The sequence below is a fragment of the Baekduia soli genome, assembly GCF_007970665.1.
GTDB classification, from domain to species: Bacteria; Actinomycetota; Thermoleophilia; order Solirubrobacterales; family Solirubrobacteraceae; genus Baekduia; species Baekduia soli.
This window is the reverse complement of sequence record NZ_CP042430.1, coordinates 3,619,364-3,643,609: the sequence shown is the minus strand read 5'-3', so window position 1 is coordinate 3,643,609 and position 24,246 is coordinate 3,619,364. Positions and strand designations below refer to the sequence as shown.

Here is a 24,246-nt window from a genome sequence, read left to right as displayed (position 1 = left end):
GGCCGTCCCGGCACTGCGGGCGGCGGTCCGCGGCGCCTATCATGGTCCGGGATGCGAGACGAAGCTACGTTCCGGGTCAAGGCCGGTCTGGCCGAGATGCTCAAGGGCGGCGTCATCATGGACGTCGTCGACGCCGAGCAGGCGAAGATCGCCGAGGACGCCGGCGCGGCGGCGGTGATGGCGCTGGAGCGCGTGCCGTCCGACATCCGCCGCGACGGCGGCGTCGCGCGCATGAGCGACCCCTCCATGATCAAGGGCATCCAGGAGGCCGTGACCATCCCCGTGATGGCCAAGGCGCGGATCGGGCACTTCGCCGAGGCCCAGGTGCTGCAGGCCCTCGAGGTCGACTACATCGACGAGTCCGAGGTCCTGACGCCGGCCGACGAGGCCCACCACATCGACAAGTGGGCGTTCCGCATCCCGTTCGTGTGCGGGGCGACCAACCTCGGCGAGGCGCTGCGGCGCATCGGCGAGGGTGCGGCGATGATCCGCTCCAAGGGCGAGGCCGGCACCGGCGACGTCGTGGAGGCCGTGCGCCACATGCGGTCGATCACCGGCGAGATCCGCCGGCTGGGCACGCTGGACGAGGCCGAGCTGTTCGTTGCCGCCAAGGAGCTGCAGGCGCCCTACGACATCGTCCGCGAGGTCGCGCGCGCCGGCAAGCTGCCCGTGCCACTGTTCAGCGCGGGCGGGATCGCCACGCCGGCCGACGCGTCGCTGATGATGCAGCTGGGCGCCGAGTCGGTGTTCGTGGGCTCGGGGATCTTCAAGTCCTCCAACCCGGAGGCGATGGCCCGCGCGGTCGTGCAGGCCACCACGCACTACGCCGACGCCGAGCGCGTCGCCGCCGTCTCCGAGGGCCTGGGCGAGGCGATGCAGTCCCTGGAGGCGCGCAAGCTGCAGCCCGACCAGGTGCTGGCCAACCGAGGCTGGTAGTTGGCGCCGCTGGTCGGCGTCCTGGCGCTGCAGGGTGGGTTCGCGGCGCACGTCGCGCTGCTGCGCGAGCTGGGGGCCGAGGTCCGCGAGGTCCGCGTCGCCGCCGACCTCGACGGCCTCGACGGCCTCGTGCTGCCCGGGGGCGAGTCGACGACGATGACGCTGGGCATCGATCGCGAGGGGCTCGCCGGGCCGCTGTCGGCGCTCGTGCGCGCCGGCGCGCCCGTGCTCGGGACGTGCGCCGGGCTCATCATGCTCGACCGCGAGCACCTCGGGCTCATGGACATCGTGGCCCGCCGCAACGCGTTCGGGCGCCAGATCCGCTCGTTCGAGGCCGACCTCGACCTCCCCGGCCTGGACGACCCGGTGCACGCGGTGTTCATCCGCGCCCCGTGGATCGAGGAGCACGGCCCCGGCGTGGAGATCCTGGCCTCCGTCGACGGCCATCCCGTCGCCGCGCGCGAGGGCGACATCGTCGTCGTCGCCTTCCACCCCGAGCTCAGCGGCGAGCGCCGCCTGCACGAGCAGTTCCTGGGGCGCGTGCGCGAGCGCGTCGCCGCGCGCAGCGCCTGACGCCCAGGCCGTCGTCCCCCGGGGCGCCGACCCTGAGCGCCCTCCGGCCCCTGCGTGGACGGCGGTGTCAGCGTGCGCGCAGGGCGTCGGCCACGAGGCGGCCGTAACGGCGCCACACGGCCGGGTCGCGCTGGCCGTCGGCGCGCAGCACGGTGGCCACGCCGGTCAGCAGCACCCGCAGGTCGTCGCCCGTGGCGTCCGGGCGCGCGGCCCCGGCGTCGCGGGCGCGCTCGACCAGGGCGGCCAGCGCGGCGTTGGTGGCCGCGCGCGCGGCGGCCAGGTCGGGCAGGTGGCTGTCGGAGGCCATGCTGCCCGCGACGGAGCAGTCGCCCGCCTGGCGCTCGGCGATCTGCGCGATGACCGACTGCAGCGCGATCCCGGGGTCGGGCGCGAGCAGGGCCGCGGTGGCGATCTCGGTGACCCACTCCAGGCGCTGCACCGCCACGGCGGCGACGAGGTGCTCCTTGGAGGGGAAGCTGCGGTAGACCGTGGCCCGGCCGACCCCGGCACGCGCGGCGACCTCGGGGATCCCGGCCTCCAGGCCCTTCTCGGCGAAGACCTCGGTGGCCGCCCGGATGACGGCCAGGCGGTTGCGCAGCGCGTCGGCGCGGCGCGGGCGGTCGGCGACGGCGCTCATGCGCGCACGCGGGTGTCGGCGAGGGCCGGGTCACCCAGCGGTGACGCGGCGCCGATCTCCGACAGCACCGGCAGGTGGGCGTGGCCGGCACGCGGGATGATGACGGCCAGGCCGGCGGCCAGCAGGGCCACGACGCCCGAGATGACGAAGGCGTCGGTGTAGCCGCTGTCGCTGGGCAGCCGCGTCGAGGCGAGCACGCTGCCGGCCAGGATCGCCGCGGTCACCTGCGAGCCCAGCGAGCCGCCGATGGAGCGCACGACGGCGTTGAGCCCGGTGGCCTCGCCCGTGCGGTGCGGGGGCACGGCGTCGACGATGAGGTTGGGCATGGCGGCGTAGGCGAGGCCGACGCCGATCGAGGACACCATGTTGAAGACGAGGATCTCGAGCTGCGTGTCGTGGACCAGGCCCATCAGGATGAGGCCCGCCGCCGTGAGCAGCCCGCCGAGGGCCAGGGGCACCTTGTTGCCCAGGCGCGCACCCAGGATGCCGGACACCGGGCCCACGAAGAGCATGATGATCGCGCCCGGGAGCATGAGCAGGCCCGCGCCGGTGGCCGACAGGCCGAAGCCGAAGCCCGTCCGCGTGCTCGTCTCGGCCAGCTGCGGGATCAGGATGTAGGACGCGAACATGCCGAAGCCGATGAGCAGCGTGGCGACGTTCGTCATGAGCACGGGCGGCGCCGAGAGCGTGGGGATGTCGGCCATCGGCTCGTCCGTGCGGCGCTCGAGGGCGACCCAGGCCACCAGGATCGCGACCCCGATGGCGATGAGCCCGAGCGTGCGCGGTGCGTCCCAGCCCCAGGTGTTGGCCCGTGAGACGGCGACCATCGGCAGGATGAGGCCGATGCCCAGGACCGCCGCGCCGCGGACGTCGACGCGGCCCTTGGAGCGGACGGGCGACTCGTGCACGAGGCACTGGACGGCGACGGCGGCCAGCGCCGACATGGCGGCGCTGCCCCAGAAGATCCAGTGGTAGGAGGAGGCGTCGACGATGATGCCGCCGAGCACGAGTCCCACGCCGGCGCCGATGCCCAGGGTCGCCGAGATCAGGCCGATGCTCTGCGCGACGCGCTCGCGCGGGAACTCGTCGCGGATGATCCCGAAGCACAGCGGGAAGATGCCGCCGCCGACGCCCTGCAGGACGCGGCCGGCCACCACGAGCTCCAGCGTGTCGCCCAGCGCCGAGACGACCGACCCGGCCACGAAGGCCAGCAGCGAGACCACGAGCATCCGGCGCTTGCCGAACATATCGCCCAGGCGGCCGAAGATCGGCGTGAAGACGGCGGCCGCCAGGAAGTAGCCCGTCATCGTCCACGCGACCCCGGAGGAGTCGGTGTGCAGCCGGGCCTCGAGGTCCCCGATGGCGGGGATGACGGTCGTCTGGGCCAGGGAGTAGGCGAGGGCGGCGGTGCTCAGGACGAGCAGGCTGCGCATGGGGGCCGGGCGTGCCCCGGCGGAGGGATCGGGCATAAGTGGACCTTGGTGTCCGGAACACTACCGAACCGGACCACCCGCTCCGTATCCGGCGCGCGGCACCCTGCCCGGTCGGGTGACGCGCGGGGGACCGAGGTCAGACGACGAGGCCGTGGCGGACCGTGTTCTCGGTCACCACGCGCGGCTCGACGAAGGACATGAGGTAGTCGGGGCCGCCGGCCTTGGTGCCGGTGCCCGACAGGCGGTTGCCGCCGAAGGGCTGGCGGCCGACCATGGCCGCGGTGATCTTGCGGTTGACGTACAGGTTGCCCACGGGGCTGCGGCGGGCGACGTGGGCCACGGTGTCCGGGTTGCGGGAGAACAGGCCGCCGGTCAGCGCGAACGGCAGCGCGTCGACGCGGTCGCAGGCCTCGTCGACGCTCCCGACGCGCTCCACGGTCAGCAGCGGGCCGAAGACCTCCTCCGACAGCACCGGCGTGCCGGGGGCCACATCGGCGACGACCGTCGGCGGGCAGTACCAGCCCGCCGCGGGGAGCTCGTCGCGGCTGGCCACGACGCGGCCCGCCGCGGCGGCCTGCGCGGTGTAGCGGCGCACGCGTCGGGCGGCCTCGCGCTCGATGACCGGGCCGACGTCGGAGCCGAAGGCGCCGGGCGCGCCGACCTGCAGCACCTCGACCGCGCCGGCCAGCCGCTCGATCAGCGCGTCGGCGATGGCCTCGTGGACCAGGATGCGGGACGCGGCCGAGCACTTCTGCCCGGCGTAGTCGAAGGCGGAGCGCACGATCGCGGGCACGGCGTCGTCGAGGTCGGCGTCGCCGTCGACGATGATGCAGTTCTTGCCGCCCATCTCGATGACGCAGCGCTTGAGCTGGGTCTGGCCCGGCGCGAGCTGGGCGGCGCTGCGCAGGATCTCCAGGCCGACGGCGCCCGAGCCGGTGAAGGCGATGGTCGCCACCCGCGGGTCGGCGACCAGGGCGGCGCCGGCCTCGCCCTGGCCCTGCACGAGCGCCAGCGCGTCGGGCGGGACGCCCGCCTCGCGCAGCACGGCGGTCAGCGCGAAGCCGCAGCCCGGGGCCTGCTCGGCCGGCTTGAGCACGACGGTGTTCCCCGTGGCCAGCGCGGCGGCGACCATCCCGGTCGGAATGGCGACGGGGAAGTTCCACGGGGCGATGACGGCGACGACCCCGCGCGGGCCGTAGGACAGCGTGTTGCGCTCGCCCGTGACCTGGAAGAGCGGCCGCCCGCGCTCCAGGGCCAGGGCGCCGCGCGCGTAGAACTCCAGGAAGTCGATGGCCTCGCAGACGTCGGCGTCGGCCTCGGCCCACGGCTTGCCCGCCTCGCGCACGCACAGCGCGGCCAGCGCGGGCCGCCGGCGGCGCATGCCCTCCGCGGCGCGCAGGAGCACCGCGGCGCGCTCGGCGGCGCCCGTGGCCGACCAGGCCCGGAAGCCCTGCTGGGCGCTGGTCACGGCGGCCCCGGCCGCGTCGGCCCCGCCGCACGGCGCGAGCGCGACGACCCGGGAGGGGTCGGAGGGGTCGGTCGAGGTCAGCGCCTCGCCGTCGTCGCGGTCGTCGCCGATCCAGGCGGGGGAGCGCAGCGGCAGCGTCGTGTCGAGCTCGGCCAGCGCGTCGAGCAGGCCCTGGCGGGCCGGCGCGCGGCGCAGCTCGAGGACCGGCTCGTTGGCGAACGGGGGGAGGGTCACGGCGCGGCGAGCAGCTCCTCGAGGGCGGTGCCCTCGTGCTGGGCCGACAGGAAGCCCTCGTTGCTCGTGTTCTCCAGCAGCCGGCGCACGAGGTAGGCCATGCCCGCCACGAGGTCGCCGACGGGGCAGTACGTGCGCACGCGCAGCCCGCAGGCGGCCAGCGCATCCTGGAGGTCGTCGCCCAGGCCGCGCAGCACCTGGAGCTCGAGGTCGTCGTCGGAGAGGCCCAGGGCCCGGGTCACCGCGACCGCGTAGGCCACGGAGCGCAGGTTGTGCGAGGCGATGGCCGGGCGCAGCGCGACCCCGGCCGCCCGCGCCTCCAGGAGCCGGCGGGCCAGCGCCTCGAAGTTGCGGTCCGACTCGGCCTTGACCTCGAAGACCGGGACGCTCCAGCCGTGCTGGCGCGCCTCGACGACCTCGTGGTCCCAGTAGGCGCCCTTGACCAGGCGCACGACGAGGGGATGGCGGCGCGGCACGTCGCGGGCGCAGCCGATGAACCGGTCGCACAGCTCGGGCGAGTCGCGCAGGTAGGCCTGCAGGACGACGCCGGCGGAGGGCCCGTCGGCGAACTCGGGCTCGCCGAGCAGGTCGATGACCAGCTCGGCGATCGCCTCGCGCGAGTCGAAGGACTCCATGTCGATGTGCAGGTGCGCGCCGAGCTCACGCGCCGTGCGGAGCAGGTCGCGCAGCCGCACCGCCGCGTCGCGCTGGCCCAGCTCGGGCGCCTCGGGCCGCAGCAGCGGCGTCAGGGCACTGACCTTCACGGACAGGTTGGCGCGGGGAAGGGCGCCGAGCCCGTCGGCCTCGAGGTGGGGGCGGGGCGGCAGGTCGCGATGGGCGTCGGCCAGGGCCTGCAGCGCCTCGCGGCAGCGCCGGGCGTAGCGGTCGGCCTCCTGCGCGGTGACCGTCGCCTCGCCGAGGAGGTCGACCGAGGAGGCCACGCCGCGGTGCCACAGCTCGCGCAGCACGCCGGTCGCGTCGGGGACCGACGCACCGACGATGAACCGGTGGGCCATGTGCTTGACGCCGGCGGCCGACGCGGCGCCCAGCGCGGTGCGCCCGGCCCGGGTGGCGCCGAGGCGCATGGCCGCCGCGATGGCCGGCGGGCGGTCGCCCACCTCGCCCAGGAAGCCGGTGAGGTGGCGGGCCAGGTCGTCGAGGCTGTGGCAGGCCGGGACGACGTCGACGAAGCGGAAGAGCGCCGCGCGCAGCTCGGCGTCGGCGGCGGCGAAGTCCATCGCCCTGTCGTCGAGCGCGTGGCGCGGACCGCGGCCGGTCGGCAGCGCGGCGTGGATGGCACGGCCGACCGCCAGGACGTCGTCCTGGGTGACCCCGGCTGTCGCGCCGCCACCCACTGGCGCGACAGTACCCACTCGGAACCTGCCCTAGGGGCTCGTCGTGCTCGCCGCGGCGCCCGCGGCCGACGACGAGCCGGCCGCCACCGTGACCGGCAGCGGCGTCGTGACGGGCGCCTGGACGACGGGCGCGCGGTGCTGGGCCCGAGGCGGCGTCGCGTCGTTGCCGCCCAGCACGCCGGAGATGAACAGGGCCGTGACGACCGCCGCGGTCACCAGCAGCGCCGGCAGGACAAGGAACATCGCGCGCACCCGTCCGCGGGAGCGCTGGCGCCCGCCCTCCAGCAGCGGCCCGGCCGCGGCGGCGCCCACCAGCGGCGCGTCGTGCCCGGCGTCGGGCGCGTCGGCCAGGCGGTCCCACTCGGCCGTCTCGCCGTAGACCGTCTCGAACTCCGCGCTGTCGCCCTCGGCGGCCGCGGCGTCCTCGGGCTCCGGGGAGGCCTCGGGCAGCGGCTCGGCGACCAGCGCGTCGGGGTCGAGCTCCTCGGCGGGCTCGGCGACCTGCTCGACCTCCACCACGGCCTCGGCGGCGGGCGGCTGCACCGGGATTTCGTCCTCGAGGTCGGGCAGGTGGCCGAAGGCGCCGTCCAGGACGGGCACGGCCGGCGCGTCGGGATCCGGGGCGGGGCCCACGCCGATCGCCTCCATCGGCACGGCCTCCAGCGCCTCGAGCAGCACGCCGGCGGTGTCCGTGCCGAGCTGGTCGAACGGCGGGTCCTGGTAGTTGAGCTCGGCGCGGTGGAAGATCTCGGCCAGCGCGTTGCAGCGCTCGCAGCGGTCCAGGTGGCGCGCCATGCGCTCCAGGTCGGCCTCGCCGAGGGCGCCGTTGGCGCGCGCGGCGAGCATCGTCGGCAGGTGCTCGCAGGTCTGCGTCCCGCGGCTGAGCAGCCGGCCGTGCGGCGGCGGCCCGACGGGCAGCCGGGCCATCGACGCGGCGGCGTGGCGGGTCGCCCCGCGCAGCAGCACCTCGGGATCGACGTTGCGCAGGTCCGGCGCGTCGCGCACCGCGGCCCGGAACCGGGCGAAGGCCTCGGCCGCGGCACGCGTCGCGTCGTGCGGCCCGCAGACCTGCGTGCAGAACGCGATGACCGCCGGGCCGCGACGGTCGACGACCGCCTGCAGCGCTGCACGGTCCCCGGCACGCACGCCCTCCGGTGTCGCGCCCGAAGCGTTCGAGCCGTCCATCGCCGCGGAGCCTAGACGGCCGTCGGTCGGCATGTACTCCAGTCCATCCGTGGTCACAGCCATCCCTTGTCCTCCGCCACTCTGACGGCTTCGGCCCGTGAGTGGGCCCCGAGCTTCTGCATCGCGCTCGACAGGTAGTTGCGCACCGTCCCCGAGGACAGGTGCAGACCTCCGGCCAGATCGGCGACGGGCGCGCCGCCGCGCGCGGCACCGAGGACCTCGGTCTCGCGCGGGGTCAACGGGCTCTCGCCCTCGGCCAGGGCGGCGGCGGCCAGGGCCGGGTCGAGCACCCGGTCGCCGGCCATGACGCGGCGGATCGCCGTCGCCAGCTCGGAGGCCGGCGCGTCCTTGAGCACGAAGCCCCGGGCGCCGCTCTCCATGGCCCGGCGCAGGTAGCCCGGGCGTCCGAAGGTGGTGAGGATCACGACGCGCACGTCGGGCAGCGCACCGGCCAGCTCGGCGGCGGCGCCCAGGCCGTCCCCGCCGGGCATCTCGATGTCCAGCAGCGCGCCGAAGCAGTACATGATCGGCAACGTCATCCAGAGCAAGTTCCTGAACATCCTGGACTACCCGACCGCGGCGGCGCTCTCGTTCGTGCTCATGACGGCGATCCTCATCGGCATCCTGGTCTACGCGCGCCTGCTCGGAGCGCGGTCGCTGACGGAGGCGGCGGTATGACGCGCGACCGGATCCGCGACAGGGCGCTCGGTCTCTGGTCGGCGCTGGCGCTGCTCTACCTCTTCATCCCGATCTTCATCGTCGTCCTCTATTCGTTCAACGACAACAAGGGGCGCTTCAACTTCACCTGGCAGGGCTTCACGCTGAAGCACTGGGGGCACCCCTTCGCCAACGCCGATCTGGCGACGGCGCTGCAGAACTCGCTGCTCATCGCGCTGCTGGCGACGGTGATCGCCGTGGCCCTGGGCACGTTCATGGCCCTCGCGCTCGTGCGGTACGGGTTCCGCGGGCGGGCCCTGGCCGACTTCTTCGTGTTCCTCCCGCTGGCCACCCCGGAGGTCGTCCTCGGCGCCTCGCTGCTCGGCCTGTTCCTGACGCTGCACGTCAGCACCGGCCTGGTCACGATCGTCATCGCGCACGTGATGTTCACCGTGTCCTACGTGGTGGTGACGGTCAAGGCCAGGCTGGAGGGCATGGACCGCCACATCGAGGAGGCCGCGATGGACCTCGGTGCGACGGAGTGGACGACGTTCCGCAAGGTGACGCTGCCGATGATCGCCCCGGGAGTGGCGTCGGCCGCCCTGCTGGCGGCGGCCATCTCGGTCGACGACTACGTCGTGACGAGCTTCAACGCCGGGCAGACCCAGACGTTCCCCCTCTTCATCTTCGGCGCCACCCGGCAGGGGGTGCCGGCCGAGGTCAACGTCCTGGCCTCGCTGCTGCTCATCGTCGTCCTGGTCCTCATGGCCCTCAACGTCGTCGTCCAGCGCGCCCGCGCGCGCCGCGATCTCCGCGCGACCGGCCTGATGCCGGAGCTCCTGCCCGGCGTGGAGCGGGCCGGCGCGGCCGCGGGCGGCTAGCGCCCGGCGAGCCCAGCGCACCGCCTCCGACGTGCGCCACGGCGGCCAACCCGGGTGCGGCGGGCGCGCCGTGATGGCCCAAAGGCCATTGTCCGCATTCCGACGCATCACTAGGTTGGCCGGACCGGCTAGGTCGCCGCCGACTTCAGGACCGACGGAGGAGCAACACGATGGAGAGTGCGTCTGTGGCCGCCGACGGCGGCGCCCCCGGGGTGCCCGCCACCGGCATGGGCTTCGCGCCCGGCGACAAGGGGCTGAAGACCGGGGCGATCTCGTACATCTCGGGCATCGTGATCGCGGTGGCCTCGACGGCGCCGGGCTACAGCCTCGCCGCGACCCTCGGCTTCATCGTCGCGATCGGGGGATCGGCCTGCAGGCGCCTGCGGTCATCCTCGTCGCCTTCATCCCGATGGGCTGCATCGCCGCGGCCTACAACTACATGAACCGCGCCGACCCCGACTGCGGCACCACGTTCTCCTGGGTGACGCTGGCGATGGGGCCACGGATCGGCTGGATGTCGGGGTGGGCGGTCCTCGTGGCCGACATCCTGGTCATGCCCAGCCTCGCGCAGATCGCCGGCGTCTACTCATGCGACCTGGTCGGCGTCAGCGATCCCTCGACGCTCACGGTCACGATCATCGGCGTCCTGTGGATCATCATCATGACCGGCATCTGCTACATCGGCATCGAGCTGTCGGCGCGCACGCAGCAGCTGCTGCTGGGCATGGAGTTCGCGACGCTGACGCTCTTCGCGGTCGTCGCGCTGGTCAAGGTCTACTCCAGCGACCCTCAGGGCTCGATCCACCCGACGTTCTCCTGGTTCAACCCGTTCGCGATCTCCGGCGTGGGCGCGCTCTCGGGCGGCGTCCTGCTGGCCATCTTCATCTACTGGGGCTGGGACTCGGCGGTCTCGGTCAACGAGGAGACCGAGGACGGCGCGACGTCCTCGGGCAGGGCGGCGGTGGTCTCCACCTTCATCCTGCTGGCGATCTACATCGTGGTCGCGGCGGCCGCGCAGGCCTTCGGCGGCACGAAGACGCTCATCAACAACCAGGACGACGTCTTCGCCCCGATCGCCAAGTCGGTGCTGGGCTCGCCGCTGGACAAGCTGCTCATCATCGCGGTGCTCACGTCGGCCTCGGCGTCCACGCAGACGACGATCCTCCCGGCGACGCGCACGTCGCTGTCCATGGCGCGCAAGGGGGCGATCGGCGCCCGCTTCGGCGCCGTGCACAAGCGCTACCTGACACCCTCGTTCTCGACGATCTGGATGGGCGTGGTCTCCATCGCGGTGTACGTCCTGCTCTCGGCGACGAGCCAGAACCTCGTCGCCGACGCGTTCACCTCGCTGTCGATGACGATCGCCTTCTACTACGGCATCACCGGGGTGGCGTGTGCCTGGTTCTACCGCCACCACCTGTTCGCCTCGGCCAGGAACTTCCTCTACCTGGCCTTCCTGCCCCTGCTCGGGGCGGTGATCCTGGCCTTCATCTTCGTCAAGGCCTCGATCGAGTACGCCCACAAGGACGGCGGCTACGCCAAGCCGTTCCTGGGCGTCGGCTCGCCCGTGGTCATCACGCTGGCGATGATCATCATCGGGCTGATCTGGTTCGCCTGGCGCTACGTGCAGGACCCGGAGTTCTTCCGGCGCAAGCCCCAGCCCGTGGACCACGAGATCGCCCGGACCATCCACGACAGGCCCACGAAGGAGCCCGTATGACGCTCGTGGTCGGCTACGACGGCACGGAGGGCGCCCGGGTCGCCTACGCCGAGGCGCGCAAGCTCGCGGCCGAGCTGGGGGAGGGCCTGCACGTCGTGTTCTCCTTCGAGGCGCCGCGGCTGGGCGGCGAGCTCCGCGACCTCGACGAGGCCATCCAGGAGCGCGGGCGCCAGGTGCTCGACGAGGCCAAGGCGATCGCCGGCGACCTGCCGATCAGCACCGAGGTGCGCCTGCAGGACTCCGCGGAGGGGCTGATCGCCGCCGCCGAGGAGCAGGACGCGCGGATGATCATCGTGGGCTCCTACGGCGAGCGGCCGCTGAAGAGCATCCTGGTGGGCGCGACGCCGACGCGGCTGCTGCACCTCTCCCAACGGCCGGTGCTCGTCGTGCGCATCCCCGAGGACGACTGAGGACGGGCGGCAGGGTGCGCGCCGTCGTCATCACGCGCCATGGCGACACGTCGGTGCTCCAGGTCCAGGAGCGCCCGGACCCGGTGCCGGGGCCCGGACAGGTGCTCGTCGAGGTTCGGGCCGCGGGCGTGAACTTCGCCGACACGCTCGCGCGCGTCGGGCTCTACGACGACGCGCCGGACCCGCCGTGCGTCGTCGGCTACGAGGTGGCCGGCGTCATCACGGCCGCGGGGGAGGGCGTCGACCCCGCGCGCGTCGGCCGGCGGGTCATGGCCGGCACGCGGTTCGGCGGCTACGCCGAGCAGGTCGTCGTGGTCGATGGCGATGCCGTCGAGCTGCCCGACGGGCTGAGCTTCGAGCAGGGCGCGGCGATCCCCGTCAACTACGCCACCGCCTGGGCCGGCCTGCTGGGCTTCGGATCGCTGCGGGCGGGCGAGCGCGTGCTCGTGCACGCGGCCGCCGGGGGCGTCGGCATCGCCGCGCTGCAGCTGGCCAAGGCCGCCGGGGCCACCGTCCACGGCACGGCGTCGCCGGGCAAGCACCCGCGGCTCGTCGCGCTCGGGTGCGACCTGGCCATCGACTACCGGCGCCGCGGCTGGTGGAAGGGGATGGGGCCCTACGACCTCATCATGGACGCCATCGGCGGGCGCTCGTTCGCGCGCTCCTACGACCTGCTGCGCCCCGGCGGGCGCCTCGTGGCCTACGGCGCCTCCTCCGTGCAGGAGGGGGAGACACGCCGCCTGCGCACGGCGCTGCCCCAGGCCGCGGTGATGCTGCGCGGGTTCAACCTCATCCGCCAGATGAGCGACTCCAAGGCCGTCATCGGCCTCAACATGCTGCGGCTCTGGGACGACCGCGGCACGCTGGAGCCGTGGATCGCCCCGCTGGCCGGTGCGCTGGCCGACGGCACGGCGACGCCCGTCGTGCACGCCGCGGTGCCGTTCGACCGCGCCGCCGAGGCCCACCGGATCCTGGCCGCACGCGAGAACGTCGGCAAGGTCGTGTTGGTCCCGTGACCGGCGGCTGCTAGGCTCCGGAGCCGCGTCATGGCCTTCCGCCTGCTCGACCTCCGGCTTCTCCTCCTCCCCCGCTAGGGGGAGCATCTGCGCGTGGCGGCCGCCTGAAGCCGCGAACACATCGAGAGCCGAAGCACCCGAGCCGAACACCAACCGGAGAAGCAGCCCATGACCCCGCCCGAAGATCCGAACCGCATCCTGCTGTTCGACACCACCCTGCGCGACGGAGAGCAGTCGCCGGGGATCTCGCTCAACACGACCGAGAAGCTCGAGATCGCCCAGCAGCTCGCGCGCCTGGGCGTCGACGTCATCGAGGCCGGGTTCCCGATCGCCTCGCCCGGCGACTTCGAGGCCGTGCAGGCCATCGCCCGCGACGTCGACGGTCCCGTCATCTGCGCGCTGGCCCGCGCCAACGCCGCCGACATCGATCGTGCCTGGGAGGCGATCCGCGACAGCGAGCGACCTCGCATCCACACGTTCCTGTCGACCTCCGACATCCACATCGAGCACCAGCTCATGTCCACCCGCGAGGACGTCAAGGGGCTGGCGCGCGCGTCGGTCGCCCAGGCCAAGGCGCTGTGCGACGACGTCGAGTACTCCCCGATGGACGCCACGCGCTCGGACTTCGCGTTCACCGCCGAGGTCGTGCAGATCGCCATCGACGAGGGCGCGACGACGATCAACATCCCCGACACGGTCGGCTACGCCACGCCGGACGAGTACGCCGACTTCCTGACGCAGCTGTACGCGATGGTCCCCGACCTGCGCGGCGTCGTGCTCTCGACGCACTGCCACGACGACCTCGGCCTGGCGGTCGCCAACTCGCTGGCCGGCGCCGGTGCCGGCGCGCGCCAGATCGAGTGCGCCGTCAACGGCATCGGCGAGCGCGCGGGCAACGCGTCGCTGGAGGAGGTCATCATGCTCATCCGCACGCGCGGTGACCGCCTCGGCCTGCACACCAACGCGGTCACCACCGAGATCGCGCGCACCAGCCGTCTGGTGTCGCGGCTGACGGGCTACCCCGTGCAGCCCAACAAGGCGATCGTCGGCCGCAACGCGTTCGCCCACGAGTCGGGGATCCACCAGGACGGCGTCCTGAAGGAGCGCTCGACCTACGAGATCATGGACGCCCGCTCCATCGGCCTGGACGCCAACTCGCTCGTCCTGGGCAAGCACTCCGGGCGCGCGGCGCTGCGCCAGGCGCTCGAGGACCTGGGCTACACGGTCGACGGCGCGACGCTCAAGCAGGCCTTCGAGCGCTTCAAGGAGGTCGCCGACCGCAAGAAGCAGGTCACGGCGCTGGACCTCGAGGCGCTCGTGACCGACGAGCTGCGCGCCGACGTCCAGGGCTACTCGCTGGAGTGGTTCGACGTCGAGGCCTCCACGCGGCGCCCGCCGCACGCGACGGTCGCGGTCCGCACGCCGCAGGACGCCGTGGTCGAGGGCTCGTTCACCGGCGACGGCCCGATCGACGCGATCTTCCGCGCGATCAACAGCGCCACGGACATCGACGCGCGTCTGCGCGAGTTCCGTGTCGACGCCGTCACCGGAGGCCAGGACGCCCTCGGCGAGGTCAGCGTGGTCGTCGAGCTCGGCGCGCCCGAGGAGGCCGTCAAGACCGACACTCCCGGGGTGCTCACCGGGCGCCGCGTCACGGGCGCCGGGCAGGCCGTGGCCACCGACATCATCGAGGCGGCCGCGACGGCCTACGTCCGCGCGCTGGGCAACGCGGTGCAGAAGGCCCAGGCCGCGGTGACCGACGCCGAGCTCGCGCAGACGCCGTAGCCGTGGGCGATCGCGCCGCGCTGCTGGCCTCCGGGGCGGTGGCGCGGACCACCGCCGAGCTCGTGCGGGTCCCGAGCGTGACCGGCGACGAGCGGGCCGCGCTCGAGCGCCTCGGCGAGCTCGCCGAGGGGCTCGGGCTCGCGGCGCGCGCGGAGCGCCACGACCTCGCGGCCGTGCAGGCCGATCCCGGCTGGCCCGGGCAGGAGGCCCCGCGCGACGAGCTGCTCGGGCTGACGGTCACCGTGCCGTCGGCCCGGGCCCCGGCCCCTGGCGCGCGGCGGCTGGCGCTGTGCGGCCACGTCGACGTCGTCGGCCCGGGGACCGAGCGCTGGGAAGGCGGCGACCCGTTCTCGGGCCGGATCGACGGCGGCTGGGTGCACGGGCGCGGCAGCGCGGACATGAAGGGCGGCGTGGCCGCGGCGCTGCACGCGCTGGCGGCCGCCGGGCCCGATGCGGGCTGCGAGGTCGTCCTGCACGTCGTGTCCTCCGAGGAGGACGGCGGTCAGGGCGCGTTCGCCGCGCTGCGCCGCGACGCCGACTACGACGCGTGCGTCATCCCCGAGCCGACGGGCTTCGAGGTCGTCTGCGCCCAGGGCGGCGCGCTGACGTTCACCGGCGTGGTGCACGGCCGCGGCGCCCACGCGGCCGAGCGCCTGCACGGCGTGTCGGCCATCGACCGCTACCTGCCCATCCACCGCGGGCTCGCCGAGCTGGAGGCGCGACTGAACGCCGGCGTGGCCCACCCGCTCATGGCCGAGCTCGCGCTGCCCTACCCGCTGGTCGTCGGGCGCGTGCAGGGCGGGGCGTGGTCGAGCTCGGTGCCCGACCGCCTCGAGTTCGAGGGCCGCGCGCCCGTCCGCGTCGAGGACACCCTGGCCGAGGCGATGGCCGCCGTGGAGGCCGCGGTCGCCGCGGCCGCGCCCGACGACGGGCTGGCCGTCGAGCTCGCGTGGACCGGCGGCCGCTTCGCCCCGGCCCAGACGCCGGCCGACAGCGAGGTGGCGCGGCTCGCGCTGGCGGCCGCCGGCGAGCAGCTCGGGACGCCCGCGCGCGTGACCGGCGTGCCCTACGGGTCCGACATGCGCCTGTGGTGCGCGGCCGGCGTCCCGACCGTCATGGTCGGCACGTCGGGCATCGAGATCGCCCACGCCGTCGACGAGCGCGTCAGCGTGGCCGAGCTCGGCACGCTCGCGAGGCTGCTGGCCTCCGTCATCGACGGCTTCGGCTCGGCCTGAGCGCTCAGCGGGCCAGCTCCCGGCCCTGGCGGTAGCCCTCGGCCAGCGCCGCGCCGGCGCGCGCGGGCGACATGAGGGTCGTGCCCATGGCCCGCGCGGCGGCCGGATCGGGGCCGAGGTGCAGCACGCGGGTCCCACGGCGGCGCAGGACCTGCAGCTCGGACGCCGTCGCGAGGCGCAGCGCGCCGCGCAGCGCGGCGGCCCTGCGGTCCTCGCCGCCGAAGGCGCGCGCGGGGTCCAGGCACAGCACGTGGGTGCCGCGCCCGGTCGGCGCCGCGTCGAGGTTCGTCACGCTCCAGGCCCCGCCGTCGACGTACTCGCGTCCGCCGATGGTGACCGGCGCGAAGACCCAGGGGATCGCGCACGACGCGCACACCGCGTCGGCGACGGTCGCTGCCGGCGCGCCGGGGGCGCCGAACACGACGCGCCGGCCGCGATGGCGGTCCACCGCGCTGATGCGCAGGCGCCCGTCGAAGTGCACGTCCCAGCCCGCGACCCGCTCGTGCAGGCCCGCGAGCGTGCGCCCCTGCGCCGGCGCGCGCGACAGCAGGGCCGCACGGGCCAGCGCGGCGCCCGGCGCAGCCAGGGTGCGCGCCGGCCCGGTCAGCGGCGAGCCTGCGACCCACCCCGCGTGCAGCGCGCCGCGGGCCACGCGCCCCAGCAGCGTCGGGGGGCCGGTCCCGGGGACGGGCTCGTCGCCGGGCGTCGCGCGCGCCCGGCCCGTGGGGCGCCGCGGGCGCCGGCCCGAGGCCAGCCGGGCGGCCACGATGGCCCCCGCGGAGGTCCCGGCGAAGAGCTCGACGCGCCGCATGTCCAGGCCGGCGCCGTCCTCCAGTCCGGCCAGCAGGCCGGACATCCAGGCCTCCCCGATCACGCCGCCGCCGGCGAGGACGAGGACGTCGGGGAGGGTGGTGGCCGGGGGCGGCGCCATCGCGGCGCAGGCTAGGGGGTCGCCCGAGCGGCCGCAGGCCCCGCTGCCCGCCCATCAGACATTTGTACGTGATAGCGTACGCGACGCCGATGGCCGTCGCCGACCAGCTCGAGCAGCAGATCCACGTCGGGCCCCGGGTGCGGGCCCTGCGCGAGGCCATGGACCTGTCGCTGCGCGACCTGGCCGAGCGCAGCGGCGTCAGCGCCCCCATGCTCTCCCAGGTCGAGCGCGGGGAGACCAGCCCGACCCTCGTCGTGGCCCACCGCATCGCGGCAGGCCTGGACCTGCGCCTGAGCCAGCTCCTGCGCCTCGACGAGGAGAGCTCGGTCAGCGTCGTGCGGCGGGCCGAGCGCCGCCGCGGGGGCGGCGCGGCCGGGCACGCCTTCGAGATCCTCACCCCGCCGCTGCCCGGCCAGCGCGCCGAGCTCAGCCGCCACGTGCTGGCCGCCGGCGCCGCGACGGGCGGCGAGGGCGACCCGCCGATGCACGAGCCCGGCAGCCGCGAGATCGCCGTCGTGGAGTCCGGCCGCGTCGTCCTGCACGTGGACAGCCTGGAGTACGCGCTGGCCGAGGGCGACACCGTGACCTTCGACGCCGACCTGGCGCACCGCTTCGAGAACCCCGGACCCGGCGAAGCCGTCCTGCTGGCGGTCGTCAGCGCCGGCCTCCGCCGAAGTTAAGGACCATCACATCATGCCGAAGTCCCTGTTCGACAAGATCTGGGAGGCCCACGAGGTCGCTCCCGGGCTCATCTACATCGACCTGCACCTCGTGCACGAGGTCACGAGCCCGCAGGCCTTCGACGGCCTGCGCCTGGCGGGCCGCACGGTCCGGCGCCCGGACCGCACGGTCGCGACGGCCGACCACAACACCCCGACCGACGGCACGCCCGTCGCCGCGCAGATCAAGGACGCGCTGTCGCGCACCCAGGTGCAGACGCTCGAGCGCAACTGCGAGGAGTTCGGTGTCAGGCTCTACTCGCTGGGCTCCGAGCACCAGGGCATCGTGCACGTCATCGGACCCGAGCTCGGCATCACGCAGCCGGGGATGACGATCGTCTGCGGCGACAGCCACACGGCCACGCACGGCGCCTTCGGCGCGCTGGCCTTCGGCATCGGCACCTCCGAGGTCGAGCACGTGCTGGCCACCCAGTGCCTCGTCCAGAACAAGCCCAAGGCCATGCGGATCCGCTACGAGGGCGCGCTGGGCGCCGGCGTCAGCGCCAAGGATCTCATCCTGGGCACGATCGGCCAGATCGGCGTCGACGGCGCGGTCGGCCACGTCGTGGAGTACTGCGGGCCGGCGATCGAGGCGCTCTCGATGGAGGGCCGGATGACCGTGTGCAACATGACGATCGAGGCCGGCGGGCGCGCGGGCATGATCGCCCCCGACCAGACGACGTTCGACTGGGTCGCCGAGCACGGCGGGGAGGTCGACGAGTCCTGGCGCGAGCTCGTCACCGAGGACGGCGCGGTCTTCGACACCGAGATCGTGATCGACGCGACGGCGCTGAGCCCGATGGTGAGCTGGGGGACCAACCCGGCGCAGGTCGCGCCGGTCACCGCCACGGTCCCGCAGCCCGCCGGCGAGGGTGAGGAGCGGGCGCTGCAGTACATGGGGCTGACGGCCGGGATGCCGATCCAGGAGATCACGATCGACCGCGTGTTCATCGGGTCGTGCACGAACTCGCGGATCGGCGACCTGCGCGCGGCGGCCGGCATGATCGCGGGGCGCAAGGTGAGCGAGAACGTGTACGCCATGGTCGTCCCGGGCTCGGTGGCGGTCAAGCGCCAGGCCGAGGCCGAGGGCCTGGACGAGGTCTTCCGGGCCGCCGGGTTCGACTGGCGCGGCGCGGGCTGCTCCATGTGCCTGGGGATGAACCCCGACACGCTGGAGCCCGGCGAACGCTGCGCCTCGACCTCGAACCGCAACTTCGAGGGCCGCCAGGGCAGCGGTGGCCGCACGCACCTCGTCAGCCCGGAGATGGCCGCCGCGGCCGCCATCGCGGGCCGTTTCGTCGACATCCGCGACTGGAGCTGAGCGCCGTGCAGCCGATCGAGACCATCACCGGGCCGGTGTCCGCGCTCATGCGCGACAACATCGACACGGACCAGATCATCCCCAAGCAGTTCCTCAAGCGCGTCGAGCGGACCGGCTTCGGCCAGTTCCTGTTCTATGACTGGGCCAAGGAGGCGGGGTGGGACCTGCCCGCCAACCAGATCCTCGTCACCGGCCACAACTTCGGCTGCGGCTCGTCGCGCGAGCACGCGCCGTGGGCCCTCGAGGACTACGGCTTCCGGGTCATCATCGCCTCGAGCTTCGCCGACATCTTCCGGTCCAACTGCACCAAGAACGGCGTGCTGCCGGTGCAGCTGACCGCCGAGGAGTGCCGGGCGATCGCCGAGGCGGGGCAGTGCCAGGTCGACCTCGCCGCCCAGGAGGTGCGCTGGGAGGCGAGCGACGGCGTGCACACGGCGTCGTTCACGATCGACCCCGAGATCAAGCACCGCCTGCTCGAGGGACTGGACGACATCGCGCTGACGCTCAAGCAGGGCGACGCGATCGACGCCTACGAGCGCGACCGCGAGCGGTCTGGCCCCGTGACGACCGCGCTGCCCGTCGGGTAGCCGTCAGTCGCGCGTCAGCGTGAAGCGGGCGACCAGGGCCTCCAGGTCGCCCGCGGTGCGGGCCAGCTCCTGCGCCGACGCGGCGATCTGGACCGTCGACGCCGACGTCTGCTGGGTCGTGGCGCTGATCTGCTCGCTGCCGGCCGAGGACTCCTCGGCCACGCCGGCGACCTCGTTCATGCGGTCGCCCATCTCGCGCGCTGCGGCGGCGATCTGCTCGACCGCGGCGGCGATGGCGCCGACGCGGGCGGTGACGTCGTCGACCGCGCCGCCGATGCGCTCGAAGGCGTCCCGGGCCTCGCCGACCACGGCGCTGCCCTGCTCCGTGCGCCGTCCGCCGTCCTCGACGATCTCGACGACGCGCGCGGTCTCGGCCTGGATGTCGGTGATGAGCGCGGCGATCGACGCGGCGGCGCTCCGGGACTCCTCGGCGAGCTTGCGGACCTCGTCGGCGACGACGGCGAAGCCGCGGCCCTGGTCGCCGGCGCGGGCGGCCTCGATGGCCGCGTTGAGCGCCAGCAGGTTGGTCTGCTCGGCGATGCCGGTGATCGTGTCGACGATGCCGCCGATCTGGGCGGACTTGTCGCCGAGCTCGCGGATGGCGGCCGTCGCGCCGGCCGAGGCCTCGCGCACCGACGCCATGGCCTCCGTCGCGCCGCCGACCGCCGCGGCGCCCTCGCCGGCGATGCGGCGAGCCTCCTCGGCGACCTGGGCGGTGCCGGCGGCATCGTCGGCCGAGCGGCTGGTGACTGCTATGACGTCGTCGGCGATGGAGCGTGCCTCGCCGATCACGGCGACCTGGCGCTCGGCGCCGACGGCGGCCTCGTTGACGGCGGCGGCGATCTCCGCGACGGCGCGGCCGGTCTCGTCCGACGTCGCGGCCATCTGGCGCGAGGCGGTCGACACGCTGCCGGCCGTGCCGGCGACCTGCCCGACCAGCGTGGCCAGCGCCTCGCGGGAGGCGTTGTAGGACGCGATCATCGCGAGGAAGCGCTCGCGGATCTCGTTCGTGGCGCGGGCCACGTCGCCGACCTCGTCGCTGCCCGGCCGCTCGATCGGCGGGGTGACGGGCACGACCTCCTGGGTCAGGTCGCCCTCGGCGAACGCGCGCAGCCCGCGGGTGAGGTCCTCGGCGCAGTGGTCGCGCAGCGAGGACAGGCGGTCCAGGACCTCGCGGACGGCGCGGCGGATGGAACGCCCGACGAGCACGTTGGCCAGCAGGGCGACCAGGACGGCGGCCAGGAGCGCGAGCATCATGCGGACGCGCGTGGTCGTGGCGTCGTGGGCCGAGGACGCCACCCGGGCGTCGCCGCGCGCCTGGGTCGTCGTGCTCCAGGCCTTGATGTCGGTCGTGAGCTTGTCGTAGGTCCCGTCGGCCGTCCCGGTCAGAAGGTCGAAGCCCGCCTGCGGTCCGCGCTGCAGGGCTGCGAGGAACGGGCCGGACCCGCGGCGGTAGGTGGCCCAGTCCGCCGCGGTACGCGCGGCGGCCGCTCGCTCGGCGGGACTCGCCGGCAGCGTGCGCAGCCGGGCGAGCAGGCTGTCGACCGTGGCCGCCGTGGACGTCAGCTCCTGCTCGGCGGCCTTCTGGTCGGCCGGGCCGACCGTGTTGACGCGCTCGAGCTGGGCGACGCGGAACTGGCGGATCCCCGTCGTGGTCTCGCCCAGCATGCGGACGGCCGGGACGATCTCGAGGCCGACGGCCTTCGTATCGGCACGCAGGCGGCTCGTGCCCGAGTCCGCGACGGCGAGCGCGACGAGCATGAGCGCGATGACGGTGCCGAAGCCGGCAGCGAGCCTCCGGCCGACGGTCAGGCGGATCGTGGCAGGGCGGGCACGGGCGGTGGAGCGGGGCACGGCCCGGGAGATCGGCGGTCAGCGGACGGGCTTGAGGCGGAAGTGGTGCGTAGCAGCTCGTCTGCCCACCCAGCCGGGGGAGTCGGCGCCCTGGCGCTCCCGTCCGGCCGGAGGTCGCCGGCGGCCCCGCGCCGATAGGGTGGCGCCCTGCATGGCCACCCGCATCGTCACCCTCCCCGGCGACGGCATCGGCCCGGAGATCATGGCTCCGGCCGTCGAGCTGCTGCGCCGCCTGGTCGCCGACGTCGAGATCGAGGAGCACCTGTTCGGGGGCGCCGCGATCGACGCCCACGGCACCGGGCTCACCGATGAGGTCCTCGGTGCCTGCCGCAGCGCCGACGCCGTCCTGCTCGCCGCGGTCGGCGGCCCGAAGTGGGACACGACCGACCCGTCCCGGCCGCGCCCCGAGCAGGGCCTGCTCGGCCTGCGCCAGGGTCTCGGGCTCTACGCCAACCTGCGCCCGGTGCGGCCGCTGCCGGCACTCTACGACGCCAGCCCGCTGCGCCGCGAGATCATCGAGGGCACCGACCTGCTGGTCGTGCGCGAGCTGACGGGCGGCATCTACTTCGGCGAGAAGACCCGCACGGCCGACAGCGCCACCGACGTCTGCACCTACTCGATCGCCGAGATCGAGCGCATCGTGCGCACGGGCTTCGCCGCGGCGCGCTCGAAGGTCGCCAGCGTCGACAAGGCCAACGTCCTGGAGACCAGCCGCCTCTGGCGCGAGGTGGTCAAGCGCATCCACGCCGAGGAGTTCCCGAACGTCGAGCTCGAGCACGTGCTCGTCGACAACGCGGCGATGCAGCTGGTGGCCGCGCCGCGCCACTTCGACGTCATCGTCACCGAGAACATGTTCGGCGACATCCTCAGCGACGTGGCCGCGATGCTGACCGGGTCCATCGGGATGCTGCCGAGCGCGAGCCTCGGCGACGAGGCCGACGGCGGGGTCGGCGTCTTCGAGCCCGTGCACGGGTCGGCGCCGGACATCGCCGGGCAGGGCATCGCCAACCCGCTGGCCATGTTCCTGTCGGTCGCGCTGCTGCTGCGCCACGGCCTGGACTTGGAATCGGAGGCCGCCGCCGTAGAATCGGCGGTGGACAAGGCCCTGGACCAAGGGCTGCGCACCCGGGACCTCGGAGGGACGGCGAACACCGCCGAGGCGACCGCAGCCGTGTTCGCCGGACTGGCCTAGCCCGAAGGAGCAGAGCGTGGACGCAGCGGACCTCATCTGGATGAACGGCGAGTTCGTCGCGTGGGAGGACGCCAAGGTCCACGTGCTGACGCACGGCCTGCACTACGGCACCGGCGTCTTCGAGGGCGTCCGCTGCTACGACACGGAGTCCAAGGGCCCCGCGGTCTTCCGCCACGAGGACCACATCGACCGGCTGTTCACGTCGGCTGAGCTCTACTACATGCCGATGCCGTTCAGCCGCGAGCAGGTGCGCGACGCCACGCTGGAGCTCATCGGCCGCAACGGGCTGCGCTCCTGCTACATCCGCCCGCTCGTGTACCGCGGCTACGGGACGATGGGCCTGTTCCCGCTCGACGCCCCGGTCGACGTCGCGATCGCCGTCTGGGAGTGGGGCAGCTACCTCGGCGACGAGGGCAAGAAGAACGGGGTGCGCGCCCGCGTCTCCTCGTGGCGGCGCATCAGCTCGGACTCGCTCATCCCGCAGGCCAAGGCCAGCGGGCAGTACCTCAACTCGATCCTGGCCAAGATCGAGTCCCACCAGACCGGCTACGAGGAGGCGATCCTGCTCGACGAGCGCGGCTTCGTCTGCGAGGGCACCGGCGAGAACCTCTTCGTCGTGCGTGACGGCGTCATCGTCACGCCCCCGATCACGGCCTCCATCCTCGGCGGCATCAACCGCAGCGCGGTGATCCAGATCGCGCGCGACCTCGGCTACGAGATCGTCGAGCGCGACATCGCCCGCGCCGAGCTCTACCTCTGCGACGAGCTGTACTGCACGGGCACCGCGGCCGAGCTGACGCCGATCCGCGAGGTCGACGACCACACGATCGGCAGCGGGCGCCCCGGCGAGGTCACGCTCGCGGTGCAGACGGCCTTCGAGGACGCGCTGCACGGGCGGTCGGACCGCTACGCCGACTGGCTGGACCCGGTGCCCGCCCACCACTTCTCCGCCGCGCGGGTCTGACCGCGCCGGTGAGCCGGCCGCCGACGGAGGTCGTGCCGCTGGCCCAGCCGGTCATCGGCGAGGCCGAGGAGCAGGCGGTGCTCGAGGTCCTGCGCTCGGGCCAGCTCTCGCTCGGCCCGCGCGTGCCGGCCTTCGAGGAGCGGTTCGCCGCCCGCGTGGGCGCGGCGCAGGCCAGCGCGGTCTCCTCGGGCACGACGGGCCTGCACCTCGCGCTGCGGGCCGCCGGCGTGGGCGCCGGCCAGGAGGTCGTGACCTCGCCGTTCTCGTTCGTGGCCAGCGCCAACGTCGCCGCCTACGAGGGCGCGCGGCCGGTGTTCGCCGACATCGACCCGGTCACGCTGAACCTCGACCCGCAGGCCGCGGCGGCGGCCGTGACCGAGCGCACCGCGGCGCTGCTGCCCGTGCACATCTTCGGCTACCCCGCCGACCTGCCGGCGTTCGAGGCCATGGGGCTGCCGGTCGTCGAGGACGCCTGCGAGGCGCTCGGCGCGCGCCACCACGACGGTCCCGCCGTCGGCGGGCGCGGCAACCCGGCGGTGTTCGGGTTCTACGCCAACAAGCAGCTGACCACGGGCGAGGGCGGCATGATCACGATGGGCGCCGATCCGGCGCTCAAGGCCCGCATCGACTCCGAGCGCAACCAGGGCCGCGCGCCCGACATGGGCTGGCTGGACCACGACCGCCTCGGGTTCAACTACCGCCTGTCGGACATCGCCTGCGCGATCGGCCTGGCCCAGCTCGACCGCCTCGACGACATGCTCGCCGGCCGCGCGCGCGTCGCGGGCTGGTACCGCGAGGCCCTGGCAGGCCTGGAGCGCGAGCGCGGCCTCGGGCTGCCCTGCCCGGACGGCGCCCGCCACGCCGGCGAGCAGCGCGGCTGGTTCGTGTTCGTCGTGCAGGTGCCGCGCGGGGGGCCGACCCGCGACGAGGTCATGCTCGCGCTGCGCGACCGCGGGGTGCAGAGCAAGCCCTACCTGCCCGCGATCCACCTCATGTCGTTCTACCGCGAGACCTACGGCTACCGGGAGGGGCAGTTCCCGGTCTGCGAGGACGTCGCCGCGAGCTCGCTGGCGCTCCCGTTCTTCCCGCGGATGCGGGCCGACCAGGTCGAGCGGGTCACGGCGGCCCTGGCCGACGTCCTGGGCTGAGCGGC

General features: G+C 74.2%; 23 protein-coding genes and 1 pseudogene. 16 read left to right on the top strand and 8 right to left on the bottom strand.

The features are described 5' to 3' along the window. The first annotated feature begins 51 nt into the window (after positions 1-51). Positions 52-936, top strand: coding sequence for a pyridoxal 5'-phosphate synthase lyase subunit PdxS (gene pdxS, locus FSW04_RS17485; RefSeq protein ID WP_146921555.1), 885 nt, complete (start codon positions 52-54; stop codon positions 934-936). Continuing rightward, positions 937-1,509: a pyridoxal 5'-phosphate synthase glutaminase subunit PdxT gene (gene pdxT, locus FSW04_RS17480; RefSeq protein ID WP_146921554.1), complete on the top strand. Its 573-nt coding sequence runs from the start codon at positions 937-939 to the stop codon at positions 1,507-1,509. A 67-nt stretch (positions 1,510-1,576) separates the two neighbouring features. On the opposite strand, the gene FSW04_RS17475 is transcribed toward pdxT, so the two are convergent. From FSW04_RS17475 to FSW04_RS17450, 6 genes are all read right to left on the bottom strand, one after another. Further along, the gene (locus FSW04_RS17475; RefSeq protein WP_146921553.1) at positions 1,577-2,146 is read right to left on the bottom strand and encodes a TetR/AcrR family transcriptional regulator; all 570 of its coding nucleotides are present in this window, start codon (positions 2,144-2,146) and stop codon (positions 1,577-1,579) included. Then, positions 2,143-3,615 (bottom strand): MFS transporter, encoded by a 1,473-nt coding sequence (locus tag FSW04_RS17470; RefSeq protein ID WP_146921552.1) that lies wholly within the window; start codon positions 3,613-3,615, stop codon positions 2,143-2,145. The genes FSW04_RS17475 and FSW04_RS17470 overlap by 4 nt, the downstream gene beginning before the upstream one ends. 100 nt (positions 3,616-3,715) lie before the next feature. Then, complete coding sequence (locus tag FSW04_RS17465; RefSeq protein ID WP_187368871.1) at positions 3,716-5,281, bottom strand: aldehyde dehydrogenase family protein; 1,566 nt, start codon at positions 5,279-5,281, stop codon at positions 3,716-3,718. Beyond that, on the bottom strand, positions 5,278-6,636 hold the full coding sequence (locus FSW04_RS17460) for a proline dehydrogenase family protein (RefSeq protein WP_146921550.1): 1,359 nt from the start codon (positions 6,634-6,636) through the stop codon (positions 5,278-5,280). The genes FSW04_RS17465 and FSW04_RS17460 overlap by 4 nt, the downstream gene beginning before the upstream one ends. Positions 6,637-6,666: 30 nt before the next feature. Then, complete coding sequence (locus FSW04_RS17455; RefSeq protein WP_146921549.1) at positions 6,667-7,821, bottom strand: zf-HC2 domain-containing protein; 1,155 nt, start codon at positions 7,819-7,821, stop codon at positions 6,667-6,669. 53 nt (positions 7,822-7,874) lie between these two features. Beyond that, a complete protein-coding gene (locus FSW04_RS17450; protein ID WP_228430534.1) occupies positions 7,875-8,360 on the bottom strand; it encodes a response regulator transcription factor in 486 nt (161 codons plus the stop codon). On the opposite strand from FSW04_RS17450, the pseudogene FSW04_RS17445 reads away from it, so the two are divergent. The 8 genes and pseudogenes from FSW04_RS17445 to FSW04_RS17415 form a co-directional block, all read left to right on the top strand. After that, positions 8,344-8,499: pseudogene (locus tag FSW04_RS17445) on the top strand (ABC transporter permease); the annotation flags it as partial. The gene FSW04_RS17450 and the pseudogene FSW04_RS17445 sit on opposite strands and share 17 nt — an antisense overlap. Further along, complete coding sequence (locus FSW04_RS17440; protein ID WP_146921547.1) at positions 8,496-9,359, top strand: ABC transporter permease; 864 nt, start codon at positions 8,496-8,498, stop codon at positions 9,357-9,359. The pseudogene FSW04_RS17445 and the gene FSW04_RS17440, both read left to right, overlap by 4 nt. A 185-nt stretch (positions 9,360-9,544) precedes the next feature. Beyond that, complete coding sequence (locus tag FSW04_RS26230; RefSeq protein ID WP_187368870.1) at positions 9,545-9,802, top strand: hypothetical protein; 258 nt, start codon at positions 9,545-9,547, stop codon at positions 9,800-9,802. After that, the gene (locus FSW04_RS17435) at positions 9,769-11,079 is read left to right on the top strand and encodes an APC family permease (RefSeq protein ID WP_187368869.1); all 1,311 of its coding nucleotides are present in this window, start codon (positions 9,769-9,771) and stop codon (positions 11,077-11,079) included. Before FSW04_RS26230 ends, FSW04_RS17435 begins: the two co-directional genes overlap by 34 nt. Continuing rightward, on the top strand, positions 11,076-11,489 hold the full coding sequence (locus FSW04_RS17430; protein WP_146921545.1) for a universal stress protein: 414 nt from the start codon (positions 11,076-11,078) through the stop codon (positions 11,487-11,489). The genes FSW04_RS17435 and FSW04_RS17430 overlap by 4 nt, the downstream gene beginning before the upstream one ends. A gap of 14 nt (positions 11,490-11,503) precedes the next feature. Next, on the top strand, positions 11,504-12,505 hold the full coding sequence (locus FSW04_RS17425) for a zinc-binding dehydrogenase (protein ID WP_146921544.1): 1,002 nt from the start codon (positions 11,504-11,506) through the stop codon (positions 12,503-12,505). 168 nt (positions 12,506-12,673) lie between these two features. Further along, positions 12,674-14,290 carry a 2-isopropylmalate synthase gene (locus FSW04_RS17420; protein ID WP_146921543.1) on the top strand — a complete coding sequence of 539 codons (1,617 nt, stop codon included), beginning with the start codon at positions 12,674-12,676 and terminating at the stop codon, positions 14,288-14,290. A gap of 2 nt (positions 14,291-14,292) precedes the next feature. After that, on the top strand, positions 14,293-15,525 hold the full coding sequence (locus FSW04_RS17415) for a M20/M25/M40 family metallo-hydrolase (RefSeq protein ID WP_146921542.1): 1,233 nt from the start codon (positions 14,293-14,295) through the stop codon (positions 15,523-15,525). Positions 15,526-15,529: 4 nt separating this feature from the next. Here the strand turns inward: FSW04_RS17415 and FSW04_RS17410 are convergent, their stop codons facing one another. After that, positions 15,530-16,456, bottom strand: coding sequence for a patatin-like phospholipase family protein (locus tag FSW04_RS17410; protein ID WP_146921541.1), 927 nt, complete (start codon positions 16,454-16,456; stop codon positions 15,530-15,532). 89 nt (positions 16,457-16,545) lie between these two features. Here FSW04_RS17410 and FSW04_RS17405 point away from each other — a divergent pair, with 89 nt between their 5' ends. Genes FSW04_RS17405 through leuD form a run of 3 tightly spaced genes read left to right on the top strand, consistent with a single transcriptional unit; the run spans position 16,546 to position 19,083 of the window. Next, positions 16,546-17,136: a helix-turn-helix domain-containing protein gene (locus tag FSW04_RS17405; protein ID WP_146921540.1), complete on the top strand. Its 591-nt coding sequence runs from the start codon at positions 16,546-16,548 to the stop codon at positions 17,134-17,136. Between the two features lie 13 nt (positions 17,137-17,149). Beyond that, the gene (gene leuC / locus FSW04_RS17400) at positions 17,150-18,496 is read left to right on the top strand and encodes a 3-isopropylmalate dehydratase large subunit (protein WP_146921539.1); all 1,347 of its coding nucleotides are present in this window, start codon (positions 17,150-17,152) and stop codon (positions 18,494-18,496) included. Between the two features lie 5 nt (positions 18,497-18,501). Next, the gene (leuD, locus tag FSW04_RS17395) at positions 18,502-19,083 is read left to right on the top strand and encodes a 3-isopropylmalate dehydratase small subunit (protein ID WP_146921538.1); all 582 of its coding nucleotides are present in this window, start codon (positions 18,502-18,504) and stop codon (positions 19,081-19,083) included. 3 nt (positions 19,084-19,086) lie between these two features. Here leuD and FSW04_RS17390 read toward each other — a convergent pair whose 3' ends face one another. Then, a complete protein-coding gene (locus FSW04_RS17390) occupies positions 19,087-20,937 on the bottom strand; it encodes a HAMP domain-containing methyl-accepting chemotaxis protein (protein WP_146921537.1) in 1,851 nt (616 codons plus the stop codon). Positions 20,938-21,088: 151 nt separating this feature from the next. On the opposite strand from FSW04_RS17390, the gene leuB reads away from it, so the two are divergent. Genes leuB through FSW04_RS17375 form a run of 3 tightly spaced genes read left to right on the top strand, consistent with a single transcriptional unit; the run spans position 21,089 to position 24,241 of the window. Next, entirely contained in the window at positions 21,089-22,129 is a 1,041-nt protein-coding gene (leuB, locus tag FSW04_RS17385; protein ID WP_146921536.1) for a 3-isopropylmalate dehydrogenase, read from the top strand. Between the two features lie 16 nt (positions 22,130-22,145). Next, the gene (locus FSW04_RS17380) at positions 22,146-23,093 is read left to right on the top strand and encodes a branched-chain amino acid transaminase (protein ID WP_146921535.1); all 948 of its coding nucleotides are present in this window, start codon (positions 22,146-22,148) and stop codon (positions 23,091-23,093) included. An 8-nt stretch (positions 23,094-23,101) separates the two neighbouring features. Further along, on the top strand, positions 23,102-24,241 hold the full coding sequence (locus FSW04_RS17375; protein ID WP_146921534.1) for a DegT/DnrJ/EryC1/StrS family aminotransferase: 1,140 nt from the start codon (positions 23,102-23,104) through the stop codon (positions 24,239-24,241). Positions 24,242-24,246 lie beyond the last annotated feature (5 nt).

What these genes read in the sequence shown, in the direction of transcription:
- pdxS (WP_146921555.1), top strand. Translation starts at nt 52, where the DNA reads ATGCGAGACGAAGCTACGTTCCGGGTCAAGGCCGGTCTGGCCGAGATG.
- FSW04_RS17475 (WP_146921553.1), bottom strand. Translation starts at nt 2,146, where the DNA reads ATGAGCGCCGTCGCCGACCGCCCGCGCCGCGCCGACGCGCTGCGCAAC.
- FSW04_RS17470 (WP_146921552.1), bottom strand. Translation starts at nt 3,615, where the DNA reads ATGCCCGATCCCTCCGCCGGGGCACGCCCGGCCCCCATGCGCAGCCTG.
- FSW04_RS17455 (WP_146921549.1), bottom strand. Translation starts at nt 7,821, where the DNA reads ATGGACGGCTCGAACGCTTCGGGCGCGACACCGGAGGGCGTGCGTGCC.
- FSW04_RS17450 (WP_228430534.1), bottom strand. Translation starts at nt 8,360, where the DNA reads ATGACGTTGCCGATCATGTACTGCTTCGGCGCGCTGCTGGACATCGAG.
- FSW04_RS17440 (WP_146921547.1), top strand. Translation starts at nt 8,496, where the DNA reads ATGACGCGCGACCGGATCCGCGACAGGGCGCTCGGTCTCTGGTCGGCG.
- FSW04_RS17435 (WP_187368869.1), top strand. Translation starts at nt 9,769, where the DNA reads ATGGGCTGCATCGCCGCGGCCTACAACTACATGAACCGCGCCGACCCC.
- FSW04_RS17430 (WP_146921545.1), top strand. Translation starts at nt 11,076, where the DNA reads ATGACGCTCGTGGTCGGCTACGACGGCACGGAGGGCGCCCGGGTCGCC.
- FSW04_RS17420 (WP_146921543.1), top strand. Translation starts at nt 12,674, where the DNA reads ATGACCCCGCCCGAAGATCCGAACCGCATCCTGCTGTTCGACACCACC.
- FSW04_RS17410 (WP_146921541.1), bottom strand. Translation starts at nt 16,456, where the DNA reads ATGGCGCCGCCCCCGGCCACCACCCTCCCCGACGTCCTCGTCCTCGCC.
- FSW04_RS17405 (WP_146921540.1), top strand. Translation starts at nt 16,546, where the DNA reads ATGGCCGTCGCCGACCAGCTCGAGCAGCAGATCCACGTCGGGCCCCGG.
- leuC (WP_146921539.1), top strand. Translation starts at nt 17,150, where the DNA reads ATGCCGAAGTCCCTGTTCGACAAGATCTGGGAGGCCCACGAGGTCGCT.
- leuB (WP_146921536.1), top strand. Translation starts at nt 21,089, where the DNA reads ATGGCCACCCGCATCGTCACCCTCCCCGGCGACGGCATCGGCCCGGAG.